Source organism: Caulobacter sp. GW821-FHT11A05, assembly GCF_058809015.1.
Map to the genome: position 1 here is coordinate 187,357 of NZ_JBXASF010000009.1, position 12,002 is coordinate 199,358.

Consider the following 12,002-nt stretch of genomic DNA (forward strand, 5'->3'; position numbering starts at 1 on the left):
AGCCGCCAGGGTGGGGAACTCGGACGTGTCCACGATCCGCGCAAGACGATTCCGGACCAACCTGACGCGCCATGAAGCGCGACTGTGGAAGTGGCTGAAGACCCTTCGGTCCGAGGGTTGTCACTTCCGCCGTCAGGCGCCGTTCCGGGACTATTACCTGGACTTCGTCTGCTTCAGTCGTCGACTGGTGATCGAACTGGACGGCAGTGGACATGCCGACCCCATGCAGGAGGAGCACGACCGGATCAGGGATCGCATCCTGACGCGGGAAGGGTTCAGGGTTTTGCGAATCTGGAACCACGCCATGGATGAGTCGATGGTCGGGGTAACCGATCAGATTCTCGAGGCGCTGGACTCCCAACCCTTGGCGCGGCCGCCGACTTCCCCACCCTGCGAGGCTTCGCCTCGCTGTCCCTCCTCATAAAGGGGAGGGAGGATTCGCGCCTCGCCTCCCCTTAGGTCAACACCACCGCCAGCAACAGCGCCACACCCGACACCGCCGCCCCGATCGCGAACCACAGCAGTTTCGACGGGCTCTCTTCGACCGCCACCACGGTCGGCGGTGGCGGGCCCTCGGCCAGTTTGACGATGGCCCGCGCGGCCCGGTGAACCTCAGCCGCCAGCTCCCGCACCCGCGCCGCCGGTGACAGCTCACGGGCGATCCAGCGGCGCACGACCGGATCGGCCGCCGCCCACAGGTCGTGTTCGGGATCGATGCCCCGGGCCACGCCCTCGACCGTCACCATGGTCTTCTGCAGCAGCACCAGCTCGGGCCGCAGGTGCATGTCGAACAGGGCGGTGATCTCGAACAGCTGGGCCAGCAGGCGGCCCATCGACACCTGGCTGGCCGACCGCCCGAACACCGGCTCGCCGACCGCCCGCAAGGCCTGGGCAAACGCGCCGCGGTCCTGGCTCTGCGGCACATAGCCGGCCTCGAAATGGATGTCGGCGACCCTCGCGTAGTCCCTCGTCAAAAAGCCGTAGAGGATCTCGGCCAGGAACCGCCGCTCCATCGGCCCGATCCGTCCGACGATGCCAAAGTCGATGGCGGTCAGGCCGGCCGGCGGACTGACGAACAGGTTTCCCTCATGCAGGTCGGCGTGGAAGACGCCATGGTCCAGGGCCTGGGACAGGAAGGCGCGGATCAGGTTGTCGGCCAGGGCTTTCCTGTCAAAGGGGGGCCGGTTGAAGGCCGGATCATCCAGGGCGTCCGGCGACGACAGCGGCCGGCCGCCGGCCCACTCCTGGGTCAGCACCCGTTTGGCGACCCCGTCCCAGACGATGGCCGGGGCGGCCATGAAGGCGTCGCGGGCCATGACCTCGCGCAGTTCGTCGGCCCCGGCCGCCTCGAACCGCAGGTCCAGTTCAAGTTCGAGCGCGCGGATGACGATCTCGACGAAGGCTTGGGGCTCCAGGCGACGCGCGGGCGGAACCAGCGCATGAGCCCATCGCGCCGCCAGCCGCAAGGCGGCGCTGTCGCGGGCGGCGCGGATCTCGACGCCGGGGCGCAGCACCTTGACCGCCACCTTGCGGCCGTCGAGCAGCACCGCCTCATGGGCCTGGGCCAGGGAGGCGGCGGCGACCGCCTCGCCGAAGCTGGAAAACAAGCTGTCCAACGGCCGGCCGAGCGCCCGCTCCACCTCTGCCCTGGCCTCCGCCGTCGGGAAGGGGCTGAGCTTGTCGCGCAGATGGGCCAGATCCTCGACGAACTCAGCCCCGAAGATGTCGGCCCGGGTGGCCAGGAACTGACCAAGCTTGATGGCGACAGGGCCCTGGGCCTCCAGCACCCGGGCCAGCCGCTCGCCGGGCCGGCCCTTGCGGGCGGCGCCGCCGGCGGGAAGGCGCAGGAAGAAGGCGGCGACCTTGGCCGTCGGCGGCAGATGGGCGTCGATCTCACGCGGCAGCAGGGCGTCGGCCCGCATCAGGGCCCAGCCCGTCCCGATCAACCGGCCCAGGGCCGCCAGGCTCGCCATGCCTAGATCGCCCAACCCTGGTGCAGGGCCGCCACGCCGCCGGTGAAGTTGGTGTAGGTCACCCGGCTGAAGCCGGCGTCGCGGATCATCCCGGCGAACGTCTCCTGGTCCGGAAACCGGCGGATGCTCTCGACCAGGTACTGGTAGCTCTCGCGATCGTTGACGATCCACTCGCCGATGGCCGGGATGGCCTTGAAGCTCCACAGGTCATAGCCCTTGCGCAGGGCCTCGCTGACCGGCCGGGAAAACTCCAGGCAGATGAACCGGCCGCCGGGCTTCAGCACCCGCCGCGCCTCGCGCAGGGCCGTCGGCACGTCCGTCACATTGCGGATGCCGAAGCTGATACAATAGGCGTCGGCATAGGCGTCCGGCAGCGGCAGGCGCATGGCGTCGGCGACGCCCCAGGTCATCTCCGGCTCGCCGCCCTTCTCGATGCCGGCGGCGATCATCTCGCCATTGTAGTCCAGCACATGGACGGTCCCGTCCGGCCCACCGCGGCGCAGCTGAGCGGCGCGCATCATTTTCGAGAACCGCCGGGCCATGTCGCCGGTGCCGCCGGCCAGGTCGAGGATGACCTCGCCCGGCTGGGGGTTCAGGCGGGCGGCGACGGCGTCCTTCCACAGGCGATGGACGCCGGCGCTCATCAGGTCGTTCATCAGGTCGTACTTGCCGGCGACCCGGTCGAAGACGCCCCGCACCAGACCCGCCTTCTCGGCCGGGTCGACATCGCGGAAACCGAAGGTGGCGCGCTGTTCGCTCATGTCGATGTCCATAGACCGCGAGACTTCACCGCGCTAGCCAGACCCCATGCCTGAACTTCCCGAAGTCGAAACGGTTAGGCGGGGCCTGGCCCCCACCCTGGAAGGCCATCGGCTGGTCCGCGTGCAGCAGCTGCGGCCGGACCTGCGCTTTCCGTTTCCCGATGGCTTCGTCCAGCGGCTGACCGGCGCCACCATCCAGCGGCTGGACCGGCGGGCCAAATACCTGCTCGGTCATCTGGACCGGGGCGACACCCTGGTCATGCATCTGGGCATGACCGGCCGTTTCGAGGTCGACGGCCTCACCCCCGGCGAGTTCGACCGCGCGGTCGATCCCGACCCCAAGCACGCCCACGTCATCTTCGAGACCGAGGCGGGGGGAATGGTCACCTATTACGACCCCCGCCGGTTCGGCTTCATGGGCCTGACCCCGACCGCCGAGCTCGATCTGCACCCCTGGTTCGCCGGCATGGGGCCCGAGCCGCTGGGCCCGGACTTCACGGCCGACACCCTGATCAAGGCCTTCGCCGGCCGCAAACAGGGGCCCAAGACCCTGCTGCTCGACCAGCGGGTCGTGGCGGGGCTGGGCAACATCTATGTGTCCGAGGCCCTGCACCGGGTGGGCATATCGCCGCTCAAACCCGCCGGCTCGATCGCCAGAAAGCGCATCCCGCCCCTGGTCGCCGCCATCAAGGACGTGCTGGCCGAGGCCGTCGAGGTCGGCGGCTCGACCTTACGCGACTTCGCCGCTGCCGACGGGGCGCTTGGCTACTTCCAGCACCGCTTCCGCGTCTACGACCGCGAGGGCGAGCCCTGCCCGACGCCGGGCTGCGGTGGGACCATTGAACGGGTGGTGCAGGCGGGACGCTCGACCTTCTACTGCCCCAAGTGCCAGAAGTAGCGGCTCAGCGGCTGGTGAACAGATAGTTGGCCGCGCCTTCATAGGCCGGCGCCGGCGTCATGGCCGGAACCCGCCGGGCCTCGTAGCCGAGGGCGCCCAGCCAGGCGAACAGCTCGGCCGCCGAGCCCCCGGCCCGCGACAGGTGCTCGTCGCTGACCTCGAGATAGAGGGCCGGCCGGAAGCGCCGCAGGGTCGCCTCGCCGCCGCGCAGGGCGTGAAACTCCCAGCCCTCGACATCGGCCTTGATGAAGTCCAGGCGCGTCAGCCCGACCTCGGCGGCGAAGGCGTCCAGCGTGGTCAGGGCCACCGTCTGCGGCGCGGCGGCCCGGTTGGTCTGGGCCTCGCCGAGGTAGGCGGCGCCGAACCCCAGGCCGCCGGCCTTCTTGATCGGCGTGTGCAGCACCAGCTCGCCCGGCGCATCCGACAGCCCCTTGGGGGTGAGGGTCACGTTCGCCGCCCGATTGACCACCATGGCCGTCTGCATCACCGAGCGGGCATAGGCCGAGGGCTCGAAGGCGTAGACATGGCCCTGCGGCGCCATCCGGGCGAACAGCCGCGAGAACTGGCCGGCGTGGGCGCCGATATCGACCACAACCGCCGCGGCGGGGATGTAGGGCGCGAACAGGGGCTTCAGGGCCTGGTGGTGCTGCTGCGTCGCCGCCTTCAGGACGTGAGCCAGCCAGTCGCCCCATTGCCGAGCCGTCAACTTCATCGCGGAACTCCAGGGGCGCCGTCGGGGCGCGTCGGTCGGGGACTTGCCAAAGGCCTTCGGTCGAGCCTTGAGCAAATCTCGCGAAGGAGGCAAGAACGCATATGACCTACCAGACCCTTCTCGTCGAGGCGCCGCACGACGGCGTCCTGCTCGTCCGCCTCAACCGCCCCGAGGCGCTGAACGCCCTCAACAGTCAGCTGCTGGGGGAACTCGGCCAGGTCCTCGACGCCGCCGAGGCCGACGAGGGCGTCCGCTGCCTGGTGCTGACCGGCTCGGAGAAGGCCTTCGCGGCCGGGGCCGACATCAAGGAGATGTCGGACAAGACCTATGCGCAGATGTTCAAGCTGGACTTCTTCACGGCGGCGGCGCGGCGCATCGAGACCTTCCGCAAGCCGATCATCGCCGCCGTCAGCGGCTACGCCCTGGGCGGCGGCTGCGAGCTGGCCATGATGTGCAGCTTCATCATCGCCAGCGAGACGGCGAAGTTCGGCCAGCCGGAGATCAACCTCGGCGTCGCCCCCGGCATCGGCGGCACCCAGCGGCTGACCCGCTTCGTCGGCAAGTCCAAGGCCATGGACATGATCCTCACCGCCCGGATGATGGACGCGGCCGAGGCCGAGCGCGCTGGGTTGGTGTCGCGGGTCGTGCCCGCAGACAAGCTGCTGGAAGAGGCCCTGGCCGCCGCCGTCAAGATCGCCGGCCAGTCGCCGCTGGCCGTGGCGATGAACAAGGAACTGGTCGAAGCCGCCTACGAGACGACGCTGACCACCGGCGTCGCCCTGGAGCGCCGCCTGTTCCACAGCCTGTTCGCCTTCGAGGACCAGAAGGAGGGCATGGCCGCCTTCGTTGAGAAGCGGAAGCCGAACTTCACGGGGACGTAGTCAGGTCGAGGTCCCGACCGTCCGCTCCGCGCCGTCCACGAACCGATCGGCCTGCGGCGTCGCCAGCCATTTGGCGAACTTCTTGGCCTCGTACTCGTCCTGGAAGTCGCCGCGGGTGACGACCAGGTGGACCGGCCCGCCGTCGATGTCGCGCGTCCAGCGGTTCTCCAGCCGCGCCAGGCCCAGGCGCTGGATGCGGTTGGCCTGTTTCGGCTCGCGGGTGGCGATGACGCCGCCCTGCAGCAGCTCCATCTTGCGGCCGAGCTGGACCAGGGAGATGTCGGTCTCGACCTGCACCGGCGCGCCGCGCCTCGCGGGCCAGGCGGTCGCCGCCGCTTCCATCGCCGTGACCAGCTCGGGATCGCAGACGATGCGCAGGGGTCCCGGCTGCATCAGATCGCAGGCCGCCAGCGGCGCGGCGACGGGAACGGAGAGGGCGGCGAGGAGCAGGGCGCGACGATGCATGGGGCAAGCTTAACGGCGGCGCGGCGGCTGGGAACAGGGAATCCGCATTGACCGCACTGGCCCCTTCCCGTATATCGCCGCGCTTCCGATTACACGGCAGCCGGGCCCGATGTCCGACTGCCTGTCCGTCCCAAGGTTTTAGAGAGCACCATGGCCAATAATCCCGGCGCCAAGAAAGCGATCCGCAAGATCGAACGCCGCACCGAAGTCAACAAGGCGCGCCGTTCGCGCGTCCGCACCTTCCTGCGCAAGTTCGAAGAGGCCGTGACCTCGGGCGACGTCGAAGCCGCCAAGGGCGCCTTCGTCGAGGCGCAGTCGGAACTGATGCGCGCCGTGACCAAGGGCGTGGTTCACAAGAACACCGGCTCGCGCAAGGTTTCGCGCCTGCACGCCCAGCTGAAGAAGCTGTCGGCCGCCTGATCAGGCCTTCGAAGGTTGCGCGGCCCTGATTTGGGGCCTTCAGCTAACCTTTTGAAATTACAGCGTTTCATGAGCCGTCCGGGATCAATTCTCGGGCGGCTTTTGTACGCCCCCTGATCACAACCCCGCGACGCATTAACTCAGTGCCCGGAAGTAGGATTAACGATTTCCCTTGCCACGCGAGGGCCTCTCGCGAGTCAACAGAAATATCCGCGTCCGGCGCCAAATTTCACGTTTGACCCCCCCGATCCGGGGGCACTAAGGTCATCCTCTCAGCGCTTTTCAACCCGGTGTTTCCGGGGTCTCGGGCGGGACGACGGATAGAGTCTATCCGGCGCACGGGGAAGAATTGTGTCTGGAAACCGGGACTACCGTCGTGGGGGCGGGCGGTCACGGATCTCGGGGCTGAACAAGAATAATGATGGTGGGCTATGATGACTTCGGGTGGACAGCGCATGACCTCTTCGGCGCCGGCGATATCGGTGTGGGGCAAAGCCTGTCTTGCGCTGCGCCGGGAGCTGGGCGAGGCCGACTTCGGGTCGTGGCTGGCTCAGGCCGCCCTGCGCGAGGGGCCTGACGGCGCCCCTGTGCTCGTCACCCCGACGGGCGTCGCCCGCGACTGGATCCGCCGCAACGCCTGGCGCCGCATCTCCGAGCTGTGGGCCCAGAACGACCCCGACGGCCGCCGCCTGGACCTGAAGTCGCGGATGGAATTCGAGACCGCCGGCGGCGCTCCTCCTCCCTCGCACCCGCATGTCATCGAGACGGCCGAGCCGGTCTCCAGCGACGTGCCGCAGGTCTCGCCACCGACCGCCGGCCCCGCCGCCCGTCCGGCCCGCAATTCGGGCCTGCAGGAACGCTTCAACTTCGACACCTTCGTGCCGGGCCCGGCCAACGAGTTCGGCCATGCGGTCGCCAAGCGCGTCGCCAGCTGGGCCGACGGCCACTTCAACCCGGTGGTCTTCCACGGCCCCTACGGCTTCGGGAAGACCCACCTGCTGAACGCCATGGCCTGGGAGGCCATGCGCAACGCCCCCGACAAGAAGGTCATCTACCTGACCGCCGAGCGGTTCCTGTCGACCTTCGTCCGCGCGGTGATGGATCGCCAGACCGCCGCCTTCAAGGAAGAGCTGCGGGCCGCCGACCTGCTGCTGATCGACGATGTCCACTTCATCGGCGGCAAGCAGTCGTCGCAGGAAGAGCTGTTCCACACCCTCACCGCCCTGATGGAGGACGGCCGCCGGGTGGTGTTCTCGGCCGACCGTCCGCCGTCGGCCCTGACCGAGGTCGACGCCCGCCTGCGCAGCCATCTGTCGGCGGGCCTGGTCTGCGGCCTGGAGCCGGCCGACCGGACCCTGCGTCTGGGCATCCTGGAGCGCAAGCTGGACACGCTTGGCCGTCAGGCCGGGTTCGTGGCCTCGGCCCGTCCGGAAGTCCTGCAGTTCCTGGCCGACCGCTTCACCGACAGCGTGCGGGAGCTGGAAGGCGCCCTCAACACCCTGCTGGCCCGGGCCGGCGAGGACATCCGCACCGTCAGCCTCGACGAGGCTCAGAACATCCTGCGCCCGCACCTGCGCGGCGCCGAGAAGCGGGTCACCGTCGACGACATCCAGAAGGCCGTGGCCGAGCACTACAGCCTGCGCCAGGCGGACCTGCTGTCGGAACGCCGTAACCGGGCGATCGCCCGGCCGCGCCAGGCGGCGATGTGGCTGGCCAAGCAGCTGACGACGCGGAGCCTGCCGGACATCGGCCGGCGCTTTGGCGGCCGGGATCATACGACGGTGATCCATGCGGTGCGGCGGATCGAGGAGCTGAAAGCCGATGATCCGGTGCTGACGCGGGACCTCGAGACCCTGACGCGGAAACTGCGGGGTTAGGGCGCGGGGGCGAGGGCCAGGCGCCCTCCCTCCCCTTTATGGGGAGGGACAGCGAGGCGAAGCCTCGCAGGGTGGGGCACTCGCGTTCAAACGCGGACGTCAGCCGGACTTGGCATTCGACAATCACAGGCTCTGGGTGGGCGGCATCCGACTTCCCCACCCTGACCGCTTCGCGGTCTGTCCCTCCCCATAAAGGGGAGGGAGCGCGGCAGAGCGTTTCGCCCCGCCTAGAACCGCTTCCCCGCCACCCCATACTGCGCGAAATAGGCCAGCATCCGCGTCCAGCCGTCCCTGGCCGACGCCTCGTCGTAGGTCGCCCGGTAGTCCGCGTGGAACCCGTGCTGGGCGTTCGGGTAGACGACGATGTCCGACCCGACCTTCTTGGTCCGCACCAGGATCTCGCGCATGGCGTCGATGTCCTTGGCCGGAATCCCCTGGTCCTTGCCGGCGTAGAGCCCCAGCACCGGACATTTCAGCACCCCGGCCTTTTCCAGCGGCCATTCGCGGTCCGGCTCGCCGAGGAACTGCCCCGCCGCCGGGCGGCTGAGGCGGCCGTACCAGGCCACCCCGCACTTGAAGTCGCGGGTCCGCTCGCAGGCCAGCCAGACCACCGCCCCGCCCCAGCAGAAGCCGGTGATGGCCTTGCGCTCCGGATCGACGAAGCGCTGCTGGTTGAGCCAGGCGACGGTGGCGTTGACGTCGCCCTGGGTCTCAGCATCCGTCGTGTCGCCGACGATCTTGCGGATCTGACCAAAATCGGTGAGCGGCGCCGGGTCGCCGTGACGGACGAAGAAGTCCGGGGCGATGGCCACATAGCCCAGCTTGGCGAGGCGCCGGCAGGTGTCGCGGATGTATTCGTGGACGCCGAACACCTCGGAGACGACCAGCACGGTCGGGAAGCGGCCGCGGGCGTCCGGCCGGGCGATATAGGCGGGAATGGCGCGGTCGAAACTGGGGATCATCACCACGCCGGTCTTCAGGTCGGTCTCGTCGGTGGTGATCGGCGCAGCCTCGGCCGAGACGGCGGCGGCGGCGTAGCCGGCGAAGAACAGGCCGCCCACCAGGCGGCGCGAAACGTTGAGATCGCCCGGTTCGTTGCCCTCCGGACGCGTGAGGATCTGCATTGGCGGCCTCCCAGCCTTTACTCTTAGGACCCACCGTAACGCGCCAGAATGTCGCGGGGCAAAGGGATTCAGGAGACGGGTGCGGCGCGCCTCAAAGTCAGGTTCAGCCGGCCGCCGCCGGGGATCAGGCTGGAGCTGCCCGGCAGGATGCGGTCCACCCCGTGGAAGGCCAGCCGCGCCTCGCCGCCGAGCAGGCAGACATCCCCCGAGGCCAGGCGCACAGACGCCGTCCTGCCGCCCCGCGTCGTCCCGCCGATGCGGAACACCGCCGTGTCGCCCAGCGACACCGACAGCACCGGAAACCGCATATCCGCCTCGTCGCGATCCTGGTGCAGCCCCATCTTCGCCGCCCCCCGGTAGAGGTTGACCAGGCAGGCGTCCGGCGGAACCGCCGCATCGGCATGCCGGCTCCAGAGATCGAGCAGGATCTGCGGGATCGCCGGCCAGGGTTTGCCGCTGCCAGGGTGCGCCCCCTGGTAACGATATCCCCGCGCGTCGGAGACCCAGCCGAGCGGCCCCAGATTGCTCATCGCCACGCTCATCGCCTTGCCGCCGGGGGTGACATAATGGGCCGCCGGAACCCCTTCGAGGGCGCTAAGCACCTGCTCCGCCAACGCCTTCTGCGCCGCGGCGTCCAGCGCGGCCGGAAACAGTTGAAAACCTGAGGGAACCGTCATGGCTGGACTTCTATCGCGGGGCCGGGCAAAGCCCCACGGCAAATGGGGTTTTGCCCTTGCGGGAGACTGCGCCCTCCCCATATGGCGACTCGAAGCGTGAGTTTACCTGAGCGGAAACTTGCGATGTGTTCTCAACCGGCCGCAAGGCCATTTTGTCTAGAGGGGACGGAACAGGAAGTCGTTCGGGCGCTGGAATTCCAGGCCCACGGGTTTCGTCCGCCAAAGAGGAGCGAAAGACCGCAAGATGAGCAAGATCATCGGCATTGACCTCGGCACCACCAACTCGTGCGTCGCCATCATGGACGGCAAGACCCCCAAGGTCATCGAGAACGCCGAAGGCTCGCGCACCACCCCCTCGGTGGTCGGCATCCAGGAAGACGGCGAGCGCATCGTCGGTCAGCCGGCCAAGCGCCAGGCGGTGACCAACCCGACCAACACCTTCTTCGCCATCAAGCGCCTGATCGGCCGCCAGTGGGACGACCCCGTGGTCGCCAAGGACAAGGAGATGGTCCCCTACGAGATCGTCAAGGGTCCGGGCGGCGCCGCTTACGTCCGCTCGCACGGCAAGGACTATTCGCCCCAGCAGATCAGCGCCTTCACCCTGCAGAAGATGAAGGAAGCCGCTGAGCAGCACCTCGGCGAGACCGTCACCAAGGCGGTGATCACCGTCCCCGCCTACTTCAACGACGCCCAGCGCCAGGCCACCAAGGACGCCGGCAAGATCGCCGGCCTGGAAGTCCTGCGCATCATCAACGAGCCGACCGCGGCCGCCCTGGCCTACGGCCTGGAAAAGAACGAAGGCAAGAAGATCGCCGTCTACGACCTCGGCGGCGGCACCTTCGACGTCTCGATCCTGGAGATCGGCGACGGCGTCTTCGAGGTGAAGTCGACCAACGGCGACACCTTCCTGGGCGGTGAAGACTTCGACATGCGGATCGTCGACTACCTGGCCGACGAGTTCAAAAAGGAAACCAGCACCGACCTGCGCAAGGACAAGCTGGCCCTGCAGCGCCTGAAGGAAGAGGCCGAAAAGGCCAAGAAGGAACTCAGCAGCGTCACCCAGTACGAGGTGAACCTGCCCTTCATCAGCATGAACGCCTCGGGCCCGCTGCATCTGAACATCAAGATGACCCGCGCCAAGCTGGAAGCGCTCGTCGAGGACCTGGTCGCCAAGACCATCGGCCCCTGCGAACAGGCCCTGAAGGACGCCGGTCTCAAGAAGACCGACATCGACGAGGTGGTCCTGGTCGGCGGCATGACCCGCATGCCCAAGGTCGTGGAAGCGGTGAAGGAATTCTTTGGCCGCGAGCCCCACAAGGGCGTCAACCCGGACGAAGTGGTCGCCCTCGGCGCCGCCGTTCAGGCCGGCGTTCTGCAAGGCGACGTCAAGGACGTGCTGCTGCTCGATGTCACCCCGCTGACCCTCGGCATCGAGACGTTGGGCGGCGTGTTCACCCCGCTGATCGAGCGCAACACCACCATCCCGACCAAGAAGAGCCAGACCTTCTCGACCGCCGACGACAACCAGTCGGCCGTGACGATCCGGGTCTTCCAGGGCGAACGCCCGATGGCCAGCGACAACAAGATCCTCGGCCAGTTCGACCTGGCCGGCATCCCGCCGGCCCCGCGCGGCGTGCCGCAGATCGAGGTCACCTTCGACATCGACGCCAACGGCATCGTTCACGTGACCGCCAAGGACAAGGCGACCAACAAGGAACAGGCCATCCGCATCCAGGCGAACGGCGGCCTGTCGGACGCCGACATCGAGAAGATGGTCCAGGAAGCGGAGTCGAACAAAGCCGAGGACGACAAGCGCAAGGCCGCCGTCGAAGCCAAGAACCAGGCTGACGCGGTGATCCACTCCTCCGAAAAGGCCCTGGCCGAACACGGCGACAAGGTCGGCCCGGATGAGAAGGCCGCCATCGAGACGGCCCTGGCCGATCTGAAGGCGGCCGTCGAAGGCGAAGACGCCGAGGACATCAGCGCCAAGACCCAGACGCTGATCCAGGCGTCGATGAAGCTCGGCGAGGCCATGTACAAGGCCCAGCAGGGTGAAACCGCTGAAGGGGGCGCCGCCGCCGAAAGCACGGACGAAAGCGTCGTCGACGCCGAGTTCGAGGAAGTCGACGACGACAAGAAGTCGGCGTGACAATGCGCCCTATCGCGCAGGCGGCTCAAGTTGGGCATAGCTCCCTTCGGGGAGCGTCGCCGCCG

The 12,002-nt window shown here is 68.3% G+C and carries 12 protein-coding genes; 6 read left to right on the forward strand and 6 right to left on the reverse strand.

The genetic code is table 11. The annotated features are described in order from the left end of the window. The first annotated feature begins 25 nt into the window (after window positions 1-25). Window positions 26-424 (forward strand): endonuclease domain-containing protein, encoded by a 399-nt coding sequence (locus AC1RSK_RS14715; RefSeq protein WP_492908317.1) that lies wholly within the window; start codon window positions 26-28, stop codon window positions 422-424. Window positions 425-455: 31 nt separating this feature from the next. Here AC1RSK_RS14715 and ubiB read toward each other — a convergent pair whose 3' ends face one another. Continuing rightward, on the reverse strand, window positions 456-1,973 hold the full coding sequence (gene ubiB / locus AC1RSK_RS14720; RefSeq protein ID WP_492908318.1) for a 2-polyprenylphenol 6-hydroxylase: 1,518 nt from the start codon (window positions 1,971-1,973) through the stop codon (window positions 456-458). A 2-nt stretch (window positions 1,974-1,975) separates the two neighbouring features. After that, window positions 1,976-2,734 carry a class I SAM-dependent methyltransferase gene (locus AC1RSK_RS14725; protein ID WP_492908319.1) on the reverse strand — a complete coding sequence of 253 codons (759 nt, stop codon included), beginning with the start codon at window positions 2,732-2,734 and terminating at the stop codon, window positions 1,976-1,978. Window positions 2,735-2,780: 46 nt separating this feature from the next. Here AC1RSK_RS14725 and mutM point away from each other — a divergent pair, with 46 nt between their 5' ends. Further along, a complete protein-coding gene (gene mutM, locus AC1RSK_RS14730; protein WP_492908320.1) occupies window positions 2,781-3,632 on the forward strand; it encodes a bifunctional DNA-formamidopyrimidine glycosylase/DNA-(apurinic or apyrimidinic site) lyase in 852 nt (283 codons plus the stop codon). Window positions 3,633-3,636: 4 nt separating this feature from the next. Here mutM and AC1RSK_RS14735 read toward each other — a convergent pair whose 3' ends face one another. Next, a complete protein-coding gene (locus AC1RSK_RS14735; RefSeq protein WP_492908321.1) occupies window positions 3,637-4,344 on the reverse strand; it encodes an FkbM family methyltransferase in 708 nt (235 codons plus the stop codon). A 101-nt stretch (window positions 4,345-4,445) separates the two neighbouring features. Here AC1RSK_RS14735 and AC1RSK_RS14740 point away from each other — a divergent pair, with 101 nt between their 5' ends. Continuing rightward, the gene (locus AC1RSK_RS14740; RefSeq protein WP_492908322.1) at window positions 4,446-5,225 is read left to right on the forward strand and encodes an enoyl-CoA hydratase; all 780 of its coding nucleotides are present in this window, start codon (window positions 4,446-4,448) and stop codon (window positions 5,223-5,225) included. On the opposite strand, the gene AC1RSK_RS14745 is transcribed toward AC1RSK_RS14740, so the two are convergent. Then, window positions 5,226-5,690, reverse strand: coding sequence for a hypothetical protein (locus AC1RSK_RS14745; protein ID WP_492908323.1), 465 nt, complete (start codon window positions 5,688-5,690; stop codon window positions 5,226-5,228). Window positions 5,691-5,840: 150 nt separating this feature from the next. On the opposite strand from AC1RSK_RS14745, the gene rpsT reads away from it, so the two are divergent. After that, window positions 5,841-6,110, forward strand: coding sequence for a 30S ribosomal protein S20 (gene rpsT, locus AC1RSK_RS14750; protein WP_492908324.1), 270 nt, complete (start codon window positions 5,841-5,843; stop codon window positions 6,108-6,110). Window positions 6,111-6,541: 431 nt separating this feature from the next. Next, window positions 6,542-7,987, forward strand: coding sequence for a chromosomal replication initiator protein DnaA (dnaA, locus tag AC1RSK_RS14755; protein WP_492908325.1), 1,446 nt, complete (start codon window positions 6,542-6,544; stop codon window positions 7,985-7,987). Window positions 7,988-8,214: 227 nt separating this feature from the next. On the opposite strand, the gene AC1RSK_RS14760 is transcribed toward dnaA, so the two are convergent. Together AC1RSK_RS14760 and AC1RSK_RS14765 are read right to left on the reverse strand one after the other, a co-directional pair. Next, complete coding sequence (locus AC1RSK_RS14760; RefSeq protein WP_492908326.1) at window positions 8,215-9,111, reverse strand: dienelactone hydrolase family protein; 897 nt, start codon at window positions 9,109-9,111, stop codon at window positions 8,215-8,217. A 68-nt stretch (window positions 9,112-9,179) separates the two neighbouring features. After that, window positions 9,180-9,788 carry an alpha-ketoglutarate-dependent dioxygenase AlkB gene (locus AC1RSK_RS14765; RefSeq protein WP_492908327.1) on the reverse strand — a complete coding sequence of 203 codons (609 nt, stop codon included), beginning with the start codon at window positions 9,786-9,788 and terminating at the stop codon, window positions 9,180-9,182. Between the two features lie 244 nt (window positions 9,789-10,032). Between AC1RSK_RS14765 and dnaK the strand changes: the two genes are divergently transcribed. Then, a complete protein-coding gene (gene dnaK, locus AC1RSK_RS14770; protein WP_492908328.1) occupies window positions 10,033-11,937 on the forward strand; it encodes a molecular chaperone DnaK in 1,905 nt (634 codons plus the stop codon). Window positions 11,938-12,002 lie beyond the last annotated feature (65 nt).